Here is a 20,651-nt window from a genome sequence, read left to right on the forward strand (position 1 = left end):
ATGCCCGGTGAGCGATATACCTGAGAGGCATGAATATGACTCTCAGGTATATCGGTCAGGAAGACGATGCCGCCCGGGGACGGTTCCCGAGCTGACGTGCCGGGTCAGGGCTCCGGGCAGCGGTCGGAGAGGGCGTACCGGGTCAGCACCACGTCGTCGATCTGGCGGACCTCCAGTACCCGGGCGCGCCGGCCCGGGTGCCAGGGGAATCGGCCGTCACCGACGAAGCGCGGCGCCCGGCCGTCGCCGACGAAGAACGGCGCGACCACCAGGTGCAGCTCGTCGGCGAGGCCGGCGCTGAGGAACTGGGCGTGCACGGCGCCGCCGCCCTCGACCATCAGCCGGCGTACGCCCCGGGCGGCCAGGTCGGCCAGCACCGCGCCCGGGCCGGCCGGCTCGCCGGCGTCGACCACGGTCGCCACCCCGCCCAGCCGCTCCCGGGTCTTCTCCAGCGCGCCGCTCGGGCAGTACACCAGCTTGGTCGCCTCGCCCATGGCGAAAAAGCGGGCCGTCGGGTCGAGGTCCCCGCTGGCGGTGACCGTGACCTTTACCGGGGACGGCGGCAGGCCCCGGGCCACCCGCTCGGCCCGGCGCCGGTCGGAGCGCACCAGCAGCCGCGGGTCGTCCAGCCGGACGGTGTTCGCGCCGACCATGATGGCGTCGCAGCCGGCCCGGACCGCGTCGATCCGGTCCAGGTCGTCGGCGTTGGAGAGCAGCAGCCGCTCGGCCGAGGCGTCGTCGATGTACCCGTCGATCGACATCGCGCAGCTGAGCAGCACGTACGGCCGGCCGGTCACGGCACGAACGGGAGGTCGAGGGCGTGGTCGCCGCGGCTGACCTTCGCCGCCAGGTAGCCGGCGTTGGCCGGAGAGAGGTGCACGCCCGTCGGCATCCGCTCGGCCACCGTCACGCCGAGCCGGTCGAGCTGGTCGGCCTTGTCCGGGTTGTTGCTGAGCAGGGCGACCCGGGCCACGCCCAGCGCGGCCAGCATCTGCGCGGCCGCCGTGTAGTCGCGCTCGTCCGCGCCCCGACCCAGCGCCAGGTTCGCCTCGTACGTGTCCAGGCCGGCGTCCTGCAGGGCGTACGCGTCGAGCTTGGCGTACAGGCCGATGCCGCGCCCCTCCTGGCGCAGGTAGAGCAGGAAGCCGTCGGCCTCGGCGATGCGCTCGACCGCCTCCCGCAGCTGCGGGCCGCAGTCGCAACGCTGGCTGCCGAAGACGTCCCCGGTCAGGCACTCGCTGTGTGGCCGGACCAGGGGCGGCGGCCCACCGGTGGCCTGTCCGTCCACGGTCGACGCCCAGTCACCGAGGCCGAACGCGAGATGTTCCCGGCCGTCCGCCAGGCCGTCGAACGAGAAGACCCGGGCGGTCGTGACGTACCCGTCGGGGAACCGCAGGGGGACCGTGACCTGGTTCCGGACCGTCGCCACCGGCAGCGCTTCGTCCATTGCTCTCCTCCGTCCGGCGCGGCCGGACGCGCCGGCAGCGCATACCAAGGTCCAGGGTAGGCGCGGTCAGCGGTCGGTGCTGGCCGCCGTGGTCCGGAACCGGCGCACCACCAGCACGGCCGCGCCGGGCAGGCTCGCGACGAGCACCAGCGCGCCGTACACCATGGCGGCGGCGACGCCCTGCGCGGCGGTCAGGCCGGCGGCGGCGAAGGCCCACGCGGCGACCCCCTCGCGCGGGCCGAACCCGCCGACGTTGGCCGGCAGCCCCATCGCCAGCAGGGCCAGCAACGTCAGCGGCACCAGCCGGGACAGCGGCGCGTCGGCGCCCGCGGTGCGCGCCGCGACCACGAAGGTGGCCAGGTGGCCGGCGACCACCACGGCGGAGGCGACCACCACGCCCACCCAGGTGCGCCGGGCGAGCAGGCCGGACCGGACGTCAGCCACCGCGGTGCGCAGCGCCCGCCCCCACCTGGACGCGCCGGAGCGGGGCGCCGCCCGGGCGAGCAGGGCCAGGCCCAGCCCGGCGACGAGCAGCGCGCCGGTCACCGCCGGCAGGTACGGCCGGACCGGCGAGGGCAGCGCCGCCAGCACCGCCACGGCGATGACGAGCTGGACGACCTGTCCGGCGGTGCGTTCCCAGACCACCGCGCGGATGCCCCGGCTGACATCGCCGGCGTCCCGGCCGTGCCGCACCGCGCGGTGCACGTCGCCCAGCACCCCGCCGGGGAGGGTCGAGTTGAGGAAGACCGCGCGGTAGCAGTGCGCCACCGCGGCGCCCATCGGCAGCCGCACGCCGAGGCCGCCCGCGACCAGCGCCCACCGCCAGGCGCAGCAGACGGTGGTGACCAGGCCGATGGCGAGGGCTGCGGCGAGCGCCGGGCCGTCGATCAGCCGCAGCCCGTCGAGGAACGGGCCGGTGCCCACCCACCAGACCAGGGCGGCGAGCACCCCGAGCCCACCGAGCGTGCGGACCCAGGCCCACGGCGACCGGGCCGCGGGGCTCGCCGCCGGCGCGGCCGGGGACGCTGCGGTCACCACCGGGGGTACGACGGGCGCGGCGATGGTCGCGTGCGACAAGCGGTCCTCCCTCAGTCCACCTGGTGTCACGTACGGCGGGGCGGTCCGGTTCACCCGCCGGCCAGCAGGTCGGCATGGTGCAGCAGCACCCGCAGCCGGCCCTGGGCCGCCTCGGCCAGCCTCCGCCGCCGGTACCCCCCGGCCGGGGCGGCCAGCTCCGGCCGCTGCTCGACGGCCGCGTCGAGCCAGCCGGCCAACCACTCGGCGGTCAGCGCCGCCTGCTCCGGGCCGAGCCGCCACGGGCTGGGCCGCACCAGCACCTCGATCCCCCGCCGGGTGAACGCCGCCCGGGTGGCCTCGACCGCGTCCGGCCCGAGCAGGGCGCGGCCGTCGACGGTACGGCGCTGGTGCGCGTCGAACGCCGCAGCGAACTCCGCGTCCAGCGGGTCGGCCGGGGTGAACTCGACCCGGCCGACCACGGTGAGCATGAACAGCGTGGGGTGCCCGGCGCAGGCCGCCACCACCCGCTCGACCTCCTCGGCGGTGAGCATGTCCAGCAGCGCCGACGCGGTGACCAGGCCGGCGCCGGCGAGGTCCGCGGCGGTCAGCCGGGTGATGTCGGCGCGCCGGGTCTCGACGGTGACCGGGCTGCCGTCGGCGGCGGCGTCGACCAGGTCGGCGGCGGCCCGGTCCAGCAGGCCGGCGTCCCGGTCGTACAGGATCCAGTGCTGCGGCCCGGAAAGCAGCGGCGCCAGCCAGCGCCCCATCGAGCCGGTCCCGGTGCCCAGGTCGTGCACGACCAGCGGCCGGTCACCGGCCAGCCGGCGGCGGACCACGTCGACCAGTCCGGTGGCGCGGGCCGCGGCGTCGGCGGGCTCGCGCAGCCGCAGCCAGTCCGCGAAGTCGGGCGGGAGTGGGGTGGTCATGCCGCCGTCGCCTCCTTCAGTACGGCCGCCAGGCGGGTCGAGGTGACCGCCCAGTCGGTGAGGGTGTCCCGCCGGTCCCGGGCGGAGCGGCGCAGCCGGGCCCGCAGCGCGGGGTCGGTGAGCCAGCGGCGGAGCGCGCCGGCCAGCGCGTCCGGGTCGTCGGGCGGCACGAGCAGGCCGGGCCGGCTGCCGTCAGGGGCGCGCCCGAGCGCCTCGGGCAGCCCGCCGACCTCGGTGCCCAGCACCGGTACGCCCCGGGCCAACGCCTCGGTGACCACCATCCCGTACGTCTCCCCCCGCGAGGCGAGCACCAGCAGGTCGGCGCGGGCGTACGCGTCGTGCAGGGCCGCGCCGGTGCGGGCGCCGACCAGGCGGACCCGGCCGGTGAGTTCGGCGCCGGTGAGCTGCCCGCGCAGCCGGTCGACGAAGTCGGGATCCCGGGTCAGCGCGCCCACGCAGTCGCAGGTCCAGGGCAGGTCGGCGACCGCGGCCAGCGCCGCGGCGAGCACGTCGTGACCCTTGTGCGCGGTGACCGCCGCGACGCAGAGCAGCGCCGAGCCGGCCGCCGAGCCGGTGGCCGGCGGCGCCGGGTCGACCCCGGGCGGGGCCGCCCGGACCCGGTCGGCGGGCAGGGCGTACCGGTCGAGCAGCCGGCGGCGGGTCCACTCGCTGGTGGTGACCACGGCGGTGGCGGCGGCCAGTGCCTCGGCCTCGGCGTCGGTCTCCAGCGGCAGGTGTACGAGCACCACCAGGCGCAGCCGGCGGGCCTGCGGCGCCAGCACCTCCGGCACGGTCGAGGCGACGAGTCCGTCGAGCAGCACCAGCGCGCGGTCGGGCACCCCCGCGAGCACCCCGGCGAGGGCGGCCCGCTCCCCCGCCCCCGGTCGCGGCCAGCCGCCGGGCACGGGATGCTCCCGGACGGTCCAGCCGGCCGCGGCGAGTCCCCGGCAGACCCGGCGGTCGTAGCCGTTGCCGCCGCTGGGGGTGGCCGGATCGTCGATGTCGCCCGGCAGCACCACGTGCACCGTGGTCATCCGCTACAGCGGCCGCTCGTAGCTGGCCCAGGCGACGTGCGACTCGTGCAGGGTGACGGTGATGCCGGCCAGGCCGCGCGCGCCGTCGCCGAGCCGGCCGGCGTGCATCCGCTCGGCGAGCCGGTCGGCGACCGTGCGGGCCAGCACCTCGGTGGTGGTGTTCACCCCGGCGAAGTCGGGCTCGTCGTCCAGGTTGCGGTAGGTCAGCTCGGCCAGGACGGCCTTGAGCTGCTCGGTCGCCAGGCCGATGTCGACGACGATCCCGTCGGCGTCGAGGTCGGGGCGGCGGAAGGTGGCGTCGACGACGAAGGTGGCGCCGTGCAGCCGCTGGGCGGGCCCGAAGACCTCGCCGGTGAAGCTGTGGGCGACCATCATGTGGTCACGGACGGTCACGCTGAACACGGATCACTCCCCGTCGTAGGTGATGAGGTGGCAGAGCGCGGGCAGCCGGCCCGTGCGCAGTCGGTCGAGCACGTCGGGCAGCTCCGCGAAGCGGGACCGGCCGGTGAGCAGCGCGTCGAAGGTCGGCTCGGCGAGCAGGTCCAGGGCCAGCGCCAGCCGGTCGCGGTAGCTCCGGTCGGCCCGCCGCGGCGACACCGTACCCACCTGGCTGCTCCGGATGCGCAGTCGTCGCGAGTGGAACGCCCCGCCGAGCGAGAGTGTGACCGGGCGGTCGCCGTACCAGCTCAGCTCCAGCACGGTGCCCTCGGGGCGGAGCAGCTCCAGCGAGCGTTGCAGGCCGGCGGCGCTGGCGCTGGCGTGCACCACCAGGTCCCGTCCGGCGGCGGCGTCGGCGGGGAGGGCGAAGTCGATGCCGAGCGCGGCGGCCACCGCGGCCCGCGCGGGGTCGGCGTCGACCAGCTCGGTCCGTACCCCGGGGAAGCGGGCCAGCAGGGCGGCGACGCAGCAGCCGACCATGCCGCCGCCGATCACGGTGACCCGGTCGCCGACCAGCGGCGCGGCGTCCCAGAGCGCGTTCACCGCGGTCTCCACCGTGCCGGCCAGCACCGCCCGGGCCGCCGGCACCCCCTCCGGTACGACCACCACCGCGTCGGCCGGCACGACGTACGCGGTCTGGTGCGGATAGAGGCAGAAGACGGTCCGCCCGCGCAGCGCGTCGGGCCCCTCCTCGACCTCTCCGACGCTGAGGTAGCCGTACTTCACCGGGGCCGGGAAGTCGCCCTCCTGGAACGGGGCGCGCATGGTGGCGTACTGGTCGGCGGGGACCCGGCCGGCGAAGACCAGGGTCTCGGTGCCCCGGCTGACGCCCGAGTAGCGGGTGCGGACGAGAACCTCGTCGGGGCCGGGGGCGGGGAGGGTCACCGACCGGATCTCGCCCTCGCCGGGGGCGCGGAGCCAGAAGGCGCGGGCGTCGCGGGTCACGAATTTCCCTCTTTCCGCATCCGGACCGAACCGGACGGCCGTATTTCCCGTGTTGAGTGGCAGGGTTGTCGATCATAGACACGGAGGCAGGGTGTCCACGGTTCGAAATGGCCCGGTACTCGGGCTGATCGCCCAGTTCGTCCTGCTGGCGGGGCTGGCCGGCACGGTCGGCCTCGGCGCGGCGGGCTGGCTGGCCGGCCTCGCGTACGGTGCGACCCTGTGCGGCCTGCTGCTGCGCGGCCTGCGGGCGGCCGGGGCGGACGCGCTCGGCCCGGCGGACCGGGTGACCCTGACCCGGGCGGTCCTGGTCGGCGGCGTGCTGGCCCTGACGGTGGACGCCTGGTCGCGGCCGGCGCCGGTGGCGGTGCTGGTCCCGCTCACCGCCGTGGCGTTGGCGCTCGACGCGGTCGACGGCCGGGTGGCCCGACGCACCGGGACCGCGAGCGATCTCGGCGCGCGGTTCGACATGGAGGTCGACGCGTTCCTGATCCTGGTGCTCAGCGTCCACCTGGCGCCGGCCGTCGGCGGCTGGGTGCTGGTCATCGGCGGGATGCGGTACGCCTTCGTGGTCGCGAGCTGGCTGCTGCCCTGGATGCGCGGCACGCTGCCGCTGCGGTACTGGCGCAAGGTGGTCGCGGCCGCGCAGGGCGTCGTGCTGGCCGTCGCGTCCGCCGGCACCCTGCCCCGGGCCGCGACGACCGTGCTGGTGGCGGGCGCGCTGGCGATGCTGGTCGAGTCGTTCGGCCACGACGTCGCCTGGCTGTGGCGGCACCGCCCCGCCGCCGTCCCCGTCCCGCAGGTCACCGTCCCGGTTCCGCACGTGACCGTGCCGCACGTGCCCGTCCGGCACGTCACCGTCCGGCACGTGACCGTCCGGCACGTCACCGTTCCGCGCGCCATGCGGGTCACCGTCACCCGCGCCACGCACGCCGCCACCGGCGAGCCGGCCGCGGCCCGGTGGACGGCCCACCAGCCGGTCTGAGCCGACCGCCACGACAGCCCGCACGGCGGACACCGCAGGGAAGGACCGAGATTGTCACTCTTCACGCGCTTCCGCCGACCGGCAGTGACACCGGCGGACGACGACGGCGCCCCCTCGACGGTGGTCGCAACCCGGGGCCGCCGCGTCGTGGCGGGCGCCCTCACCGGGCTCGCCGCGGTGCTGGTGCTGGCCGCGCTCGTGGCGCCGGACCAGTTGGGCCGGCTCCGGCCCGGCGCGTTCCTGCGGATCCCGGTGGAGGCGCTGGTCGCCGTCGCGCTGCTGCTCGTCCTGCCGGCCCGGGCCCGCCGGCCGGTGGCCGTGGCGCTCGGTCTGGCGCTCGGCCTGCTGACCGTGCTCAAGCTGCTCGACATGGGCTTCTTCGTGGCCCGCGACCGGCCGTTCGACGTGCTGCTCGACTGGGGACTCTTCGACGACGGCTTCGGCTTCCTCACCGACTCGGTCGGCCGGGGCGGCGCGGTCGCCGCGGCGGCCGGGGTGCTGCTCCTCGCCGCCGCGCTGTTCGTCCTGCTCACCCTGTCGGTGCTGCGGCTGACCCGGCTGATGGTCCGGCACCGCCCCGCCACGGTCCGCGCCGTCGCGGCGCTGGCCGTGCTCTGGCTGGGCTGCGCCGTGTTCGGGGTGCGGCTCGCCCCCGGCGTGCCGGTCGCGGACCGGGCGGCGACCACGCTGGTCGCGGCGCACGCCGGCCAGGTGCGGGCCGGCCTCCACGACCGGGAGGCATTCGCCGGCGAGGCGGCCACCGACGCCTTCCGGGACGTCCCCGGCGACCGGCTGCTGACCGGGCTGCGCGGCAAGGACGTGCTGGTCGCGTTCGTGGAGAGCTACGGCCGGGACGCGGTCGAGGACCCGGAGTTCGCCCCGCAGGTCGACGCGGTGCTCGACGACGGCTACCGCCGGCTGCGGGCGGCCGGGTACGACGCCCGCAGCGGCTTCCTCACCTCCCCCACCTTCGGCGGCGGGAGCTGGCTGGCCCACGCCACGCTGCTCTCCGGGCTCTGGATCGACAACGACCAGCGCCACCGGGACCTGTTGGCCGGGGACCGGCTGACCCTCAACGGCGCGTTCCACCGGGCCGGATGGCAGACGGTGGGTGTCATGCCGGCGGCCACCCAGCCCTGGCCGGAGGGGAAGTTCTTCGGCTACGACCGCTACTACGACGCCGAGAAGCTGGCCTACCGCGGCCCGAAGTTCAGCTACGCGCCGATGCCCGACCAGTACACCCTCGCCACCTTCCAGCGGCTGGAGCGGGACCGGCCGCACGCCCCGCTGATGGCGGAGATCCCGCTGGTCTCCAGCCACTCCCCCTGGTCGGCCATCCCGAAGCCGGTCGGCTGGGACGCGGTCGGCGACGGCTCGATCTTCCACGACGCCGCCACCAGCACGGGCGGCAGCCGGGACGTGGTGCAGCGCGACGCCACGCAGATCCGCGCCGACTACCGGCGTTCCATCGAGTACACGCTCGACACCCTGGTCTCCTACGTGCTGACGTACGGCGGGGACGACCTGGTGCTGGTCTTCCTCGGCGACCACCAGCCGGCCGCGGCGGTCACCGGTGAGGGCGCCAGCCGGGACGTGCCGATCACCGTGGTGGCGCACGACCCGAAGATGTTCGACCGGATCGCCGGCTGGGGCTGGCAGGACGGGCTGCGGCCCGGGCCGCGGGCCCCGGTGTGGCGGATGGACACCTTCCGGGACCGCTTCCTCACCGCGTTCGGCCCGCAGGGCGCCCGGTGACCGGTCCGGCGCCGGTCAGGCCGCCGCGCGGCGGTCCCGCGCCCGCGGCACCGGCGTCTCCCGGGGTTCGGACCCCCGGCCGCCCGACGTGCCGGCGCGAGCCAGGCGCATCGCCCGCCGGGCGTTGACCATCGGCTCACACGGGGCGCTCTGGTGGCCGCAGAGCAGGCTGGGACACCGGCCCTCCTCGTCCGGCTCGTGCGCGGCGGCGACGTCGTACGCCGCCCGCCACAGCAGCGGGTCCGTCACGTCGTCCGGCAGGACGGCCTCGCGGCTGGACCGGGTTTGCGTCGTGTCGGTCACGCCGAACCCCTCTCGTCGTCGCTCTCTGTCTGACTGACCCGTCAGGGCCAGGTCAAACCTCCCTCAGCGGGGCGGCGGCGTCCACGAGACGGCGGTCACGCCGGGCCGTCGCCCCCGGTCACGCCGGGTAGGCGTGCGTCTCGGCGGCCTTGACCGCCGCCCAGACCGGCTGGCCGGGGACGAGCCGCAGGTGGGCCGCCGCGGCGGGGGTGACGTCCGCGGCGACCGTGATCGGGCCGTCGAGCTGGACCCGCAGGTTGTCGCCGTGCCGCTGCACCCCGCCGACGGTGGCCGGCCAGACGTTGCGGGGGCTGCCGTCGGGTCGGGCCGGGTGCAGGGCGACCGCGGCGGGCGGGAAGGCGACGAAGGCATCCCCGACGACCCGGTCCGCCGCGGTGAGGGTCAGCTCGCCGACCTGGACGGTGTGCCCGTCGGCGCGGCCGCGGTGCAGGTTGAGCCCGACCAGCCGGGCCACGTAGTCGGTGCGCGGCCGGGCGGTGACGCTGGCCGCGTCGCCCTCCTGGACGACCCGCCCGTGCTCGACGATGAGCAGCCGGTCGGCGAGCACGAAGGCGTCCAGCGGGTCGTGGGTGACCAGCAGCGTCGCGCCGGAGTGGCCGCCGAGGTGCCGCTGGAGCTCGGCCCGGGTGTCCAGCCGGGTGCCCGCGTCCAGGGCGGCGAGCGGCTCGTCGAGCAGCAGCAGGGTCGGGTCGACGGCGAGCGCCCGGGCGAGGGCGACCCGCTGGGCCTGCCCACCGGAGAGCTGCCGGGGCCGGCGGCGGGCCTGCTCGCCGAGGCCGACCCGGGCCAGCCAGCCCTGCGCCCGGTCGCGCGCGGCCCGCCGGTCGGCGCCGTGCCGGCGGGGGCCGAACGCGACGTTGTCCAGCGCGCTGAGGTGCGGAAAGAGCAGGTAGTCCTGGAACACGACGCCCACCGGGCGCCGCTCGGGCGGAACCCAGCGCCGCCGGTCGGGGCGGTCGAGGTCGACACCGCCGAGGGTGAGGTGGCCGGCGGTGAGCGGGTGCAGGCCGGCCAGCGCCCGCAGCGCGGTGGTCTTGCCGGCGCCGTTCGGGCCGAGCAGCGCGACGACCTCGCCGGCGGCGATCCGCAGCCGGACGTCGAGGTGGAAGGCGCCCCGGTCGGCGACCAGGTGCGCGTCCAGCAGGGGCGGGGCGGTCACGGGGCGCCGACCCAGCGGTCCCGCAGCCCGGCCAGGATGGCGACGGAGACGGCGAGCAGGATGAGGCTGAGCACGATCGCGGCCGGCAGGTCGGTCTCCAGGGCGAGGTAGACGGCGAGCGGCATGGTCTGCGTCCGGCCGGGATAGTTGCCGGCGAAGGTGATGGTGGCGCCGAACTCGCCGAGGGCCCGCGCCCAGCAGAGCACCGCCCCGGCGGCGATGCCGGGGGCGACCAGCGGCAGGGTGACGTGGGTGAACGTGATCCAGCGGCCGGCGCCGAGGGTGGCGGCGGCCTCCTCGTAGCGCGGGTCCGCGCCGCGCAGCGCGCCCTCGACGGCGATGACCAGGAACGGCATGGCGACGAACGCCTCGGCGAGCACCACCCCGGTGGTGGTGAACGGCAGGGTCACCCCGAAGGTGGCGTCCAGCCAGGAGCCGAGCAGCCCGCGGCGGCCGAACACCAGCAGCAGCGCCACCCCGCCGACCACCGGGGGCAGCACCAACGGGACGGTGACCAGTGCCCGGACCAGGCGTCGGCCGGGGAACTCGACCCGGGCCAGCAGCCACGCCAGGGGCACGCCGAGGACGACGCAGAGCAGCGTGGCGAGGGTGGCGGTCTGCAGGGAGAGCCGCAGCGCGGTGAGGACGCCGGGCTGGGCCAGCCGCTGCGGCAGGGTGGTCCACGGGGCGCGGGCGAGCAGCCCGACCAGCGGCAGGACGAGGAAGAGCAGCCCGAGCCCGGCGGGCAGGAGCAGCGCGAGGGGCACCCGGCGCCGGGGCCGCCGCATCGGGCGGGCCGCCGGAGCGGCGGTGTCGCGGGCCGGCACCTACGCCTGCGGGGGCTGGAATCCGGCGGCGGTGAGCACCGCCCGGCCGGCGTCGGAACGGACGTGGTCGACGAAGGCGCGGGCCGCGGCCGGGTCGCCCGCCCGCTTGAGCACGACGATCGGGTAGTCGTTGATCGCGCGCGCCGACTCGGCGAACTCGACCGCGTCCACGTCGGACCCGGCGGCGCGGGCGTCGGTGCGGTAGACCAGCGCGGCGTCGACCTCGCCGAGCTTCAGCTTGGCCAGCGCGCTCTTGACGTCCTGCTCCAGGGTGGCGGGGGTGAACCGGGCGCCGGCCGCGCCGAGCGCCGTGCGCGCCGCCGCCCCGCACGGCACCTGCTCGGCGCACTGCGCGACCTTCACCCCGGGCCGGGTCAGGTCGGCCAGGCCGCTGATCCCCCGGGGGTTGCCCCGGGGCACCGCGATGACGAGCTGGTTGCGGGCGAGGGTGACCGGGCTCTCCGCGGCCTCGCCGGCGTCGGTCACGGTCCGCATGGTCGCGGGTGAGGCGGCGGCGAAGACGTCGGCCGGGGCGCCCTGGGTGATCTGGTTGGCCAGCGCCGAGCTGCCGGCGAAGTTGAAGGTCACCGTCGTACCGGGGTGGGCGGCCTCGAAGTCCCGGCCGAGCCGGGTGAACGTCTCGGTCAGCGAGGCGGCGGCGAAGACGGTGACCCGCCCGCCGCCGGCCTTTCCGGCGGGCGCGCCGCCGCCGCCGCAGCCGGCCAGGCCGAGGGTCAGCGCGGCCACTCCGGCGAGGGCGGCACGGATCCACCGTACGGTCACGGGGTGGTCCTTCCCTTGGGCGCGGTGGCGCGTTCCACCACGACGGTCGTCGACTTGATCACGGCCACCGCCACCGACCCGACCGCCAGGTCGAGGTCGTCGACGGCCTCGCGGCTCATCAGCGACACGATGCGGAACGGCCCGGCCTGGATGTCGACCTGCGCCATCACCGTGTCCTTGACGACCGCGGTGACGATCCCGCGCAGCCGGTTGCGGGCGGACGACAGCTCCGGGTGCCCCGGGGCGCGGACGAACGCGGCCAGGTCGACGCCGTCGATCACCCGGTGACCGTGGTCGTCCCGGCTGGCGGCCAGCCGGCCGGCGTCGATCCAGCGGCGGACCGTGTCGGGGCTGACCCCGAGCAGTTCGGCGGCCTCGCCGATCCGGAACACCGTCACGCGGTCACCCTAACGGGCCGCACCTGCGATAGGGAAGCCGTCTGAACCCTGGCATCCTCAAGCCGACAGACTCAAGATGGACCGCGCCTGCGGGCAGCGGCCGAAGTTCCACCGGCGGGTCGGGTCGACGACGTGCCGGCCCGAGGGCGACGGGCGGAACCGGCGACGCCGGGACCGGGCCCCGGCGTCTCCGCCGTCACTGCGAATCGGGGGTCAGGCGTACCCGGCGGAGCAGTTGCGCGTTGAGCGCGACCACGATGGTGGAGGCGGACATGAGCACCGCGGCGATCGCCGGGCTGAGCGCTATCCCGGCCCAGGCCAGCACGCCGGCGGCGAGCGGGATGGCCACCACGTTGTAACCGGCGGCCCAGGCCAGGTTCTGGAGCATCTTCCGGTACGACGCCCGGGACAGCCGGATCACGCCGGTGACGGCGCGCGGGTCGGAGGATGCCAGGATCACCCCGGCCGACTCGATCGCCACGTCGGTGCCGGCGCCGATGGCCAGCCCCACGTCGGCGCGGGCCAGCGCCGGGGCGTCGTTCACGCCGTCGCCGACCATCGCCACGGTGAGGCCACGGGCCTGGAGCTCGGCGACCGCCTTGTCCTTGTCGGCGGGGAGCACCTCGGCGAAGACCTCGTCCACGCCGGGGCGAAAGCCCAGGTCGGCGGCGACCGCCTCGGCGACCGGCCGGGCGTCTCCGGTGATCATGACGATCTTCTTCACCCCCTGCTCGCGCAGCTCCGCGATCGCCGCGCGGGCCTCCGGCCGGACCTCGTCCTCAAGGGCGAAGCCGGCGGCCACCTGCGGCCGGCCGCCCTGCGGCAGCCGGACCAGGTGCAGCACCGCCGCGCCCCGCGCCGACCAGCCCTCCGCGGCCCGGGTCAGCTCGTCGGGGACCGCCACCCCGAGCTCGCGGAGCAGGGCCGGGCCGCCGACCGCCCAGGTGGTGTCGTCGACGACCGCCTGGACGCCCCGGCCGGTCAGCGACCGGAAGTCCCGGGCCCGGGCCCGCAGGCCGCGGTCCTGCGCCGCCTGCACCAGCGCCCGGGCCAGCGGGTGCTCGCTGTCGGCCTCGACCGCTCCCGCGATCCGCAGCGCCTCGTCCTCGCCGAGCCCGCCGGCCGCGGCCACGCCGGTGACGGTGTGCTTGCCCTTGGTCAGGGTGCCGGTCTTGTCGAACAGCACGGTGTCGACCGTCCGCATCCGTTCCAGGGCGAGGCGGTCCTTGACCAGGATGCCGGCCCGGGCCGACAGCGCCGTCGACAGGGCGATCACCAGCGGGATGGCCAGCCCGAGGGCGTGCGGGCAGGCGATCACCAGCACGGTGACCGTCCGCACCACCGCCTGGCCGAGGTTGCCGGCCACTCCCCAGGCGAGGAACGTGACCACCGCGGCGACCGCGGCGACGTAGAACAGCAGCGCGGCGAACCGGTCGGCGAGCACCTGGGCGCGCCCGCTGGAGGCCTGCGCCTGCGCGACCAGCCGACCGATGCCCGCGAGGGCCGTGTCCTCGCCGACGGCCTCGACGCGTACCCGCAGGGCGGAGTCGGTGGCGACGGTGCCGGCGACCACCCGGTCTCCGACGGCGCGCGACACCGGCCGGGACTCCCCCGTGATCATCGACTCGTCCAGTGCGGCGGCGCCGTCGACGATGCGGCCGTCGGCGGGGACGCGGCCGCCGGAGCGGACCAGCACCACGTCACCGACCCGCAGCTCGGCGACCGGCACCCGCCGGACCTCGCCGTCGTCGACCCGTTCCGCGTCGTCGGGGAGCAGGGCCGCGAGGGCGGCCAGGGCGCCCTGCGCCTGACCGATCGCCTTCATCTCCTGCCAGTGCCCCAGCAGCATGATGGTCACCAGCGCCGCCAGCTCCCACCAGAAGTCCAGGTCGAAGGCGCCCAGGCTGGTGGCGACGGAGGCGGCGTACGCCACCACGAGCGCCACCGAGATCAGCAGCATCATGCCGGGCGTGCGGGCCCGCACCTCCCGGACGCCGCCGACGAGGAACGGCCAGCCGCCGTAGCAGAAGACCACCGAACCGAGGACCGGGCCGACCCACCTGATGCCCGGGAAGTCGATCGAGTAGTCGAACCACTCCATCACCATGTGGCTGGTGGCCACGATCGGCAGCGTCAACGCCAGGCTCAGCCAGAACTTGCGCCGGAACTGCTCGGGGTCGTGCCCCGCGTGCTTGTCGTGCCCGCCGCCGTGGCCGTGGTGCCCGCCCCTCACCGCGTCCTGGTGCGCGGGCGGCTGGTGTTCCTGTTCCATCGAACTCCACCTCCACAAGCACCATATACCCCCCAGGGGTATGAGACAACGTTCGTGGCGTACCCCGGAGGGGTAGTGACCTTCGACCCCTGGGCAAGGGCCATCCTTCCGTGTCCGACCGGCCCGGACCGGAGCAACGGTCGGGAGCACGGAAGGAGACGGCGATGGGAGCTCCGCGGGCGGCGTCAACCGGGATCAACCGGCGGCGTTGCGGGCGACCTGGACGCCGACAAGCCCGGGCAGTGGATGACCCACTGCCACACGCCTACCACGCCGGAACCGGCATGATGGTGGACCTCGCCTACCAGGCCTGACCCGGCCGGCCCGGGCCCCGTCGGCGGGACACCGGCGGGCGGTCCGGGTTAGCCTCGGGGCACGGTCGGCCCGGGGAGCGGCATGAGCAGCCAGACGACGGAGACGGTGATGCCCGCGGCCTTCTTCGGCCACGGCAACCCGATGAACGCCCTCGAGGTCAACCGGTACACCACCGCGTGGCGGGACTTCGGGCGGGCGGTGCCGCGACCCCGGGCGATCCTGGTCGTCTCCGCGCACTGGTACATCGGCGCCACCGCCGTCACGGCCATGCCGCGACCCCGCACCATCCACGACTTCTACGGCTTCCCGCGGCAACTGTTCGACCTGGAGTACCCGGCGCCGGGGCTGCCCGAGCTGGCCGAGGAGATCAGCGACGCCGTGCACCCCACCTGGGTCGGCGCCGACGTGGACTCCTGGGGCATCGACCACGGCACCTGGTCGGTGCTGACGCACGCCTTCCCCGACGCGGACGTCCCGGTGGTGCAGTTGAGCATCAACGCGTTCAAGGGGCTGGACTACCACCTGGACCTGGGGGCCCGGCTCGCGCCGCTGCGGAAGCGCGGGGTGCTGGTCGTGGCCAGCGGCAACGTGGTGCACAACCTTGGCGGGGTGGACCCGCGGCTGACCGACGAGGGCTTCGACTGGGCGCGGCGCTTCGACGACGCGGCCCGGGAGGTCCTGCTCGGCGCGCCGACCGAGGCGGCCCGGCTGGACGGCCACCGCGACTACGACCTGGCCGTCCCGACGCCGGACCACTTCATCCCGCTGCTGTACCTGGCGGGGCTGGCCGACACCGCCGCGGGCCGCCCGGAGGTGCTGGTCGACGGGTACGCGTACGGATCGCTCTCGATGACCGCGTACACCCTGGGGCTCAGCTGCCGGCCGGCGGCGCCGGCGACCGGCGCGCCCTCGCTGCCGGCCGACGTGCCGGCGGACTCGGCGAACATCTGACCGCGGCCCGCACGAGCCGTCGGCGGCGGGCTTCACCGCTGCACCGGCCCGGCGCCGAGCCGGTGCAGCTCGGCCGAGACGGCCGCCGCGGCCACTGGATCGCCGGCCTGATCGGCGCAGCACGATGCCGCCGGCGACGGCACGGTGTCGACGTGTCGGAAAGCCGACCTGGCGACCCGGAGCCGGCGGGTCGCGGCGGTCAGCTGTCGGCGCGCCAGCGGTAGAACTCCCGGGCCGGTCCGCGCCCGGCCTCCGGGTTGTACGGGCTGATGAACGGGCTGAGCTCCGCCATGATCTTGGCGAAGGCCGGCTTCTTGTCGTGGTTGTCCCGAGCGGCCTCGGCCTTCGACGCCTCCTGCTCCAGGAGGTGGACGTAGACGTCGTCGATCGAGTACAGCCAGCGCCCGGTGATGCCCAGCTGGACCGGCAGCGACCCGGCGTCGGACTCGGCGAAGATTCGCGCGACGTCGGGCTCGGCGCCGGGCTTGATCCGACCGACGATCACGATCAGCGTCGTCTCCGCCGGCGCCTCACCGTCCGACACCCACCGGTAGAACTCCTTCGCGACGGAGTCGGAGGGGTTCTTCCAGTACCTCGGGTACGGCGTCACGTACGGGCCGATGGCCTCGGCGATCTGCTGGAACGCGGGCAGCCCACGGGTCTGGCCCGACACCTTGGGGTCCTGCTCGCGCTCGATGACGTGGATGTAGAGGTCCTCATGGGAGAGCAGGATCCGCCCGATCACCCCGAGGTCCTGCGGCCGGGTCGTCTTGTCGTAGTAGCCGAAGACATCCCCGACGATGTTCTCACTGCCCGGAACCATGTGACAGACGATCACGTTTCGGAAGACCATGACTGCTCCTCGGATGAGTTTGACGGTGACTGAGTGGACAGTGATCCCTTGTGAGCGAACGGGTCAGGCGGTGAACCGGACCGGAAGCTCCAGCAGGCCACGGAACGGCGACGCCGCCGGTAGCCGGCGCAGCTCGGCGACCGGCACCCCGAGCCGCAGCTCCGGTAGCCGGCGCAGCAGCGCCCCGATGCCGATCTGCGCCTCCATCCGGGCCAGCGAGACCCCCAGGCAGTAGTGGACGCCGTGACCGAAGCCGATGTGCGGGCCGCGCTCGCGGCAGAGGTCCAGCCGGTCCGGGTCGGCGAAGTGCGCCGGGTCGTGGTTCGCCGAATTGATCACCACGCCGACGATGGCGCCGCGCGGGATGCTGACGCCCTGGTACTCGACGTCCTCGGTGGCGATCCTGGGGCTGGCCACCGGCAACGGGCCGTCGAACCGGAGGAGCTCCTCGATCGCCGAGGGCAGGAGCTCCGGCGAGGCGCGGAGCAGTTCGAGCTGGTCGGGATTGGTCAGCAGGGCCACCGTCGCGTTGCCGATGAAGTCCGCGGTGGTCTGGTGCCCGGCGAACAGCAACAGGAACGAGGTGGTGACGAGCTCCGGTTCGGAGAGCTTCCCGTCGTGGTCGCAGGCCTCGATCAGCGCACTGATCATGTCGTCGGCGGGGTGTGCGCGCTTGGCCTGCACCAGGTCGGCGAAGTAGTGGTGCAGCCGCAGCTGGGCCTCCTGCACGGCCGCCCGGTCCTCCTGGGGACTACGGCCGGACGACCCGGACGTCCTGATCACCTGGGTCCAGTCCAGGACCCGGTCGTGGTCGGCCTCCGGTATCCCGAGCAGTTCGCTGATCACCCTCATCGGCAGCGGGATCGCGAAGTCGTGCATCAGCTCGGACTGGCCCTGCGGGACAATCTTGTCGAGCAGGTCGTCCACGATCTGCGCCACCCGGGGTCGCAGCGCCTCGATGCGGCGCGGCGCGAACGCCTGCGACACGATCCGGCGCAGCCTGGTGTGCTCCGGTGGGTCCGAGTTGAGCATGTTCTTGTTCAACCCCTCGGAGTTCGGCCCGAAGATCCGGAGGTAGTGCTGGTCGGGGCCGTACAGATCCTTGGAGAGCCGGGGGTCGGTCAGCGCCGCCTTGGCGTCGTCGAAGCGGGTGATCAGGTACGAGTCGAAGCGCGGCGAGCTGACCGGGCAGACGGGCTTGTCGGCCCGCAGCTGCGCGAAGGCGGGGTAGGGGTCGGCGGCGAACTCGTCGGTGTAGAGCTCCGACGCGGGTACGGCATCGTCGGTCATCGCAACTCCTCCGGCTCGCTCCGCACGCTGTGCAGAACCTGGTAGGTGTGCCGGTACGCGGATTCGCGAAGCTCGCGGATCATGCGCAGCAGCCGGTCGCGTTGCTCGCTGCGGCCGAAGGCGTCCAGCCGTTCGCGGTCCGCCCAGTCGCTGATGATCAGGTAGCTGCGCGGGTCGTCGGCGTCGCGGACCAGGTCCTGGTGCAGGCAGCCGTCCAGCGTGCGGATCTCCTCAGCCGCCGAGCGCCACTCCGCCTCGAACCGTTCCTCGCAGCCCTCCCTGGTACGCATCGCGAGCACGGTCCGTACGGTCGTCATCGCACGCCTCCGAAGACCAGTTGCAGGTTCTTGCTGAGCGCGTCGGCGTCGATCGGCTGGCTGCGGAACCCGACGTGCCCGTCCGGACGAACCAGGTACAGCGCGGTGCCGGCGACTCCGTACGCGGCCCGGAACTCGCCCCCGGCGTCCCGCACCACCGGCGGGTCGAGCAGCCACGGCGCGCGGGCGTCCGGGCTGAGCAGCAGGTACACGTCGATCTGGCCGGACGTCTGCCGGCGGACGTCGGCGCACAGCTTCCCCACCGCGGCCAGGGTCCCCTCGTCGGCCGAGCCGTCCGCGTAGACCAGCAACGTGTGCCTGGTGCCGCGGGTCAGGTCGTGCAGCCGCAGCGGATGCCCGACGCCCCGTCGCTGCAGGCCGCCGACGTCGGGAGCGCGGTCGCCGGGCCCGGGACCGGCCCGCAGGGCGTCGGGAGCGGAGAGCGACTCGCCGACGAGCGGGCTGTCCGAGTAGCTGAGCAGCATCGACATCTCCTGCAGGAACTGACGCTTCAGGTCGTTGCGGTCCAGCTCGTCGGTGAAGGCCATCCGCACCGCGCGCCCGACGATCTCCTCGCCCTCCGGGCGCCGTTCGGTCTCGTAGCTGTCCAGCAGCCCGGGCGCGGCGATCCCCCGCACCGCCAGCGCCAGCTTCCACGCCAGGTTCCAGGCGTCCTGGATCCCGGTGTTCATGCCCTGACCGCCCGCGGGCGGGTGCAGGTGCGCCGCGTCGCCGGCGACGAACACCCGGCCGGCGCCGTACCGGTCCACGATCCCGTGGCTGATCCGGAAGACCGACGACCAGCGCAGGTTCGACGCGCGGGTGCCGGCCGGGGCCAGGTGGTCGATGGCGGCCTGGATGTCGGCGAGGGTCGGTTCGGCGAGCTCCTCGCTGAACCCCGGCGGGGCGTCCTTCCCGCCGGTCTCGGCGAAGAACCGGGGCGGCGCCAGCGTCGCGATCCGGTACCGGGACTCGCCGCGCAGCGGGACGCAGACCAGCATCCCGTCCATCCGGCCGTCGGTCTCGTGCATGAACCGGAGCAGGTGACCCTCCGGCATGTCCCAGTCCACGTCCACGTCACCGAGCATGAACAGCTGCGGGAACCGGCCCAGCCCACCCGAGAACGTCAGCCCGAGCAGCTCGCGGACCCTGCTGTGCGCGCCGTCGCAGCCGACCAGGTACTTCGCGCGTACCGTCTCCTCGCCGCCGCCGGTCGCGACGGTGGCCAGCACGCCGTCGTCGCCCTCGGTGAACGCGATCAGCTCGGCGCCGCGTTGCGGGCGCACGCCGAGGGTGGCCAGCCGTTCGGTGAGGATGCGCTCGGTCTCGTACTGGGGCAGGCCGAGGTGCGCGTACGGCAGTTCCGGCAGCTCCCAGCTCATCCGATGGGTCTGCACGCCGTTGACGAACACCATGTTCCCGGTGAGCCAGATCCCGCCGTCCATCGCGTCCCGCACGATGCCCTGGTCCGCCCAGATCTCCATCGTGCGGCAGTGGATGCCGATCGCCTTGTCGGCCTGGGCGGGCGGGGTGGCCTGCTTCTCGATCACCCGGCACTCGATGCCGCGCCGGGCCAGCTCGACGGCGGCGGTCAGCCCGGTGGGCCCCGCTCCGACGATGAGTACGTCCGTTGTCGTGTGCACGTCGATCTCCTTGCCCGTACTCGGGCCTCGCCTGCTTTCGGGATGGGCCACGTCGTGGAAGAGGCGGCGCCGGATGTCGAGGAGGAACGGCGCGATCGGCCCGGCCTCCTCCTGCGCGTGTGCCGGGTTGCCGATCCAGCGGTAGAACTCCGCCTCGCCGCGCCATTCGGCGAAGATGTGGTGGACGTCCGATCCGGGCTCGCGCAGCAGGTCCTCGCGCAGGTACCCCGGCACCTCCGCCATCCGTGCGGCGACCTCGGCGTACCCGCGCTCGAACTCCGCCAGCCGGTCGGCCGGCACGGTGAGCTCGATGTCCACGAAGATCTTCGATCCCCTGCCGTCGGGGTTGCGCATCACCCGGTAGTTCTCCGCCCCCGATGTCTCGCGGAGAGGGCGGATCGCCTCGGCGAAGCGCGCGGCCACCGGTCCGTTCTCGTAGTCGTGCAGCGCGGACTCGTCGGCCCACTCGGTGACGACGACGAACGAGCGCGGATCGTTGGCGTCGAGCAGCAGCTCCCGCCGGAGGCTGCCGGCGAGCCGGCTGAGCTGACCGGCGGCCGTTCGCCAGGCGGATTCGACGGCGGATTCGCACCCCGGGCGCACCCGTAGCCGGGCCATCGCCCTGATCATGAATTCTCCTTGGATCGCCTGCGGGAGACGATCGGGCTGATGACCCCGCCGTAGCCGCGCGCACTGACCAGGAAGACGTCGACAGCCATCCGGCAGGACTCGCGTACGACGAGCAGCAGTTTGCGGATCATCACGGATCTCCTTCCTGATCCCCGCGGAGGTTCTTCCTCCTTGGGCGGCAAGGGCTCCACCGGTGCCGCCCGGACCACGACGACGTCGTGCTGCGACCCTGCCGGACGACGCGTCACGCCGCCGTCACCGGCGACCGGTGTCGAGTCCACGGCCGTTGACGCCGCAGGGACGGGCCGCGGCACAGTGGAGCCCCGCGACAACGCGTCGACCATT

The 20,651-nt window shown here is 74.8% G+C and carries 19 protein-coding genes and 2 pseudogenes; 3 read left to right on the forward strand and 18 right to left on the reverse strand.

Features of this window, described 5'->3' with window-relative positions:
• Positions 1–104: 104 nt before the first annotated feature.
• The 7 genes from EV384_RS26210 to EV384_RS26240 form a co-directional block, all read right to left on the reverse strand.
• Complete coding sequence (locus EV384_RS26210; protein ID WP_130337403.1) at positions 105–797, reverse strand: RibD family protein; 693 nt, start codon at positions 795–797, stop codon at positions 105–107.
• Positions 794–1,447 carry a GTP cyclohydrolase II gene (locus EV384_RS26215; RefSeq protein ID WP_130337405.1) on the reverse strand — a complete coding sequence of 218 codons (654 nt, stop codon included), beginning with the start codon at positions 1,445–1,447 and terminating at the stop codon, positions 794–796. Before EV384_RS26215 ends, EV384_RS26210 begins: the two co-directional genes overlap by 4 nt.
• Before the next feature lie 66 nt (positions 1,448–1,513).
• Entirely contained in the window at positions 1,514–2,482 is a 969-nt protein-coding gene (locus EV384_RS26220) for a lysylphosphatidylglycerol synthase domain-containing protein (protein ID WP_242624532.1), read from the reverse strand.
• Between the two features lie 92 nt (positions 2,483–2,574).
• Entirely contained in the window at positions 2,575–3,390 is an 816-nt protein-coding gene (locus EV384_RS26225; protein WP_130337409.1) for a class I SAM-dependent methyltransferase, read from the reverse strand.
• Positions 3,387–4,424 (reverse strand): glycosyltransferase family 4 protein, encoded by a 1,038-nt coding sequence (locus tag EV384_RS26230; RefSeq protein ID WP_130337411.1) that lies wholly within the window; start codon positions 4,422–4,424, stop codon positions 3,387–3,389. The genes EV384_RS26225 and EV384_RS26230 overlap by 4 nt, the downstream gene beginning before the upstream one ends.
• Positions 4,425–4,427: 3 nt before the next feature.
• Entirely contained in the window at positions 4,428–4,826 is a 399-nt protein-coding gene (locus EV384_RS26235; protein ID WP_130337413.1) for a 6-pyruvoyl trahydropterin synthase family protein, read from the reverse strand.
• A gap of 3 nt (positions 4,827–4,829) precedes the next feature.
• Positions 4,830–5,807, reverse strand: a complete 978-nt coding sequence (locus tag EV384_RS26240) for a zinc-dependent alcohol dehydrogenase (RefSeq protein WP_130337414.1) — start codon at positions 5,805–5,807, stop codon at positions 4,830–4,832.
• A gap of 91 nt (positions 5,808–5,898) precedes the next feature.
• Between EV384_RS26240 and EV384_RS26245 the strand changes: the two are divergent.
• Positions 5,899–6,624, forward strand: a pseudogene (locus tag EV384_RS26245) (CDP-alcohol phosphatidyltransferase family protein); the annotation flags it as partial.
• Positions 6,625–6,855: 231 nt separating this feature from the next.
• Positions 6,856–8,544: pseudogene (locus EV384_RS26250) on the forward strand (alkaline phosphatase family protein); the annotation flags it as partial.
• Between the two features lie 15 nt (positions 8,545–8,559).
• Here the strand turns inward: EV384_RS26250 and EV384_RS26255 are convergent.
• The 6 genes from EV384_RS26255 to EV384_RS26280 form a co-directional block, all read right to left on the reverse strand.
• The gene (locus EV384_RS26255) at positions 8,560–8,847 is read right to left on the reverse strand and encodes a hypothetical protein (protein WP_130337427.1); all 288 of its coding nucleotides are present in this window, start codon (positions 8,845–8,847) and stop codon (positions 8,560–8,562) included.
• Between the two features lie 118 nt (positions 8,848–8,965).
• The gene (locus tag EV384_RS26260; RefSeq protein ID WP_423202918.1) at positions 8,966–10,027 is read right to left on the reverse strand and encodes an ABC transporter ATP-binding protein; all 1,062 of its coding nucleotides are present in this window, start codon (positions 10,025–10,027) and stop codon (positions 8,966–8,968) included.
• Positions 10,024–10,815 (reverse strand): ABC transporter permease, encoded by a 792-nt coding sequence (locus tag EV384_RS26265; RefSeq protein WP_130340830.1) that lies wholly within the window; start codon positions 10,813–10,815, stop codon positions 10,024–10,026. Before EV384_RS26265 ends, EV384_RS26260 begins: the two co-directional genes overlap by 4 nt.
• A gap of 39 nt (positions 10,816–10,854) precedes the next feature.
• Positions 10,855–11,622: a molybdate ABC transporter substrate-binding protein gene (gene modA, locus EV384_RS26270; protein ID WP_207232660.1), complete on the reverse strand. Its 768-nt coding sequence runs from the start codon at positions 11,620–11,622 to the stop codon at positions 10,855–10,857.
• An 11-nt stretch (positions 11,623–11,633) separates the two neighbouring features.
• A complete protein-coding gene (locus tag EV384_RS26275) occupies positions 11,634–12,035 on the reverse strand; it encodes a TOBE domain-containing protein (RefSeq protein WP_130337431.1) in 402 nt (133 codons plus the stop codon).
• Between the two features lie 196 nt (positions 12,036–12,231).
• Positions 12,232–14,307, reverse strand: coding sequence for a heavy metal translocating P-type ATPase (locus tag EV384_RS26280; protein WP_130337433.1), 2,076 nt, complete (start codon positions 14,305–14,307; stop codon positions 12,232–12,234).
• Between the two features lie 396 nt (positions 14,308–14,703).
• On the opposite strand from EV384_RS26280, the gene ygiD reads away from it, so the two are divergent.
• A complete protein-coding gene (gene ygiD / locus EV384_RS26285) occupies positions 14,704–15,573 on the forward strand; it encodes a 4,5-DOPA-extradiol-dioxygenase (protein WP_242624300.1) in 870 nt (289 codons plus the stop codon).
• Between the two features lie 199 nt (positions 15,574–15,772).
• Here the strand turns inward: ygiD and EV384_RS26290 are convergent, their stop codons facing one another.
• The 5 genes from EV384_RS26290 to EV384_RS36900 form a co-directional block, all read right to left on the reverse strand.
• Positions 15,773–16,426, reverse strand: a complete 654-nt coding sequence (locus EV384_RS26290) for a TcmI family type II polyketide cyclase (protein ID WP_130337435.1) — start codon at positions 16,424–16,426, stop codon at positions 15,773–15,775.
• Positions 16,427–16,489: 63 nt separating this feature from the next.
• Positions 16,490–17,716 carry a cytochrome P450 family protein gene (locus EV384_RS36895; RefSeq protein ID WP_130337437.1) on the reverse strand — a complete coding sequence of 409 codons (1,227 nt, stop codon included), beginning with the start codon at positions 17,714–17,716 and terminating at the stop codon, positions 16,490–16,492.
• Positions 17,713–18,033 (reverse strand): putative quinol monooxygenase, encoded by a 321-nt coding sequence (locus EV384_RS26300; RefSeq protein ID WP_130337439.1) that lies wholly within the window; start codon positions 18,031–18,033, stop codon positions 17,713–17,715. The genes EV384_RS36895 and EV384_RS26300 overlap by 4 nt, the downstream gene beginning before the upstream one ends.
• Complete coding sequence (locus tag EV384_RS26305; RefSeq protein WP_130337440.1) at positions 18,030–20,306, reverse strand: FAD-dependent oxidoreductase; 2,277 nt, start codon at positions 20,304–20,306, stop codon at positions 18,030–18,032. Before EV384_RS26305 ends, EV384_RS26300 begins: the two co-directional genes overlap by 4 nt.
• Complete coding sequence (locus tag EV384_RS36900) at positions 20,303–20,437, reverse strand: hypothetical protein (protein ID WP_278045643.1); 135 nt, start codon at positions 20,435–20,437, stop codon at positions 20,303–20,305. Before EV384_RS36900 ends, EV384_RS26305 begins: the two co-directional genes overlap by 4 nt.
• Between the last annotated feature and the right edge of the window lie 214 nt (positions 20,438–20,651).

The organism is Micromonospora kangleipakensis (assembly GCF_004217615.1).
Lineage (GTDB): Bacteria > Actinomycetota > Actinomycetes > Mycobacteriales > Micromonosporaceae > Micromonospora > Micromonospora kangleipakensis.

Excerpts from the sequence above, each read along its gene's own strand:
- EV384_RS26300 (WP_130337439.1), bottom strand. The coding sequence starts at position 18,033 with ATGACGACCGTACGGACCGTGCTCGCGATGCGTACCAGGGAGGGCTGC.
- EV384_RS26280 (WP_130337433.1), bottom strand. The coding sequence starts at position 14,307 with ATGGAACAGGAACACCAGCCGCCCGCGCACCAGGACGCGGTGAGGGGC.
- EV384_RS26265 (WP_130340830.1), bottom strand. The coding sequence starts at position 10,815 with ATGCGGCGGCCCCGGCGCCGGGTGCCCCTCGCGCTGCTCCTGCCCGCC.
- EV384_RS26290 (WP_130337435.1), bottom strand. The coding sequence starts at position 16,426 with ATGGTCTTCCGAAACGTGATCGTCTGTCACATGGTTCCGGGCAGTGAG.
- EV384_RS36895 (WP_130337437.1), bottom strand. The coding sequence starts at position 17,716 with ATGACCGACGATGCCGTACCCGCGTCGGAGCTCTACACCGACGAGTTC.
- EV384_RS26305 (WP_130337440.1), bottom strand. The coding sequence starts at position 20,306 with ATGATCAGGGCGATGGCCCGGCTACGGGTGCGCCCGGGGTGCGAATCC.
- EV384_RS36900 (WP_278045643.1), bottom strand. The coding sequence starts at position 20,437 with ATGATCCGCAAACTGCTGCTCGTCGTACGCGAGTCCTGCCGGATGGCT.
- EV384_RS26225 (WP_130337409.1), bottom strand. The coding sequence starts at position 3,390 with ATGACCACCCCACTCCCGCCCGACTTCGCGGACTGGCTGCGGCTGCGC.
- EV384_RS26230 (WP_130337411.1), bottom strand. The coding sequence starts at position 4,424 with ATGACCACGGTGCACGTGGTGCTGCCGGGCGACATCGACGATCCGGCC.
- EV384_RS26215 (WP_130337405.1), bottom strand. The coding sequence starts at position 1,447 with ATGGACGAAGCGCTGCCGGTGGCGACGGTCCGGAACCAGGTCACGGTC.
- ygiD (WP_242624300.1), top strand. The coding sequence starts at position 14,704 with ATGAGCAGCCAGACGACGGAGACGGTGATGCCCGCGGCCTTCTTCGGC.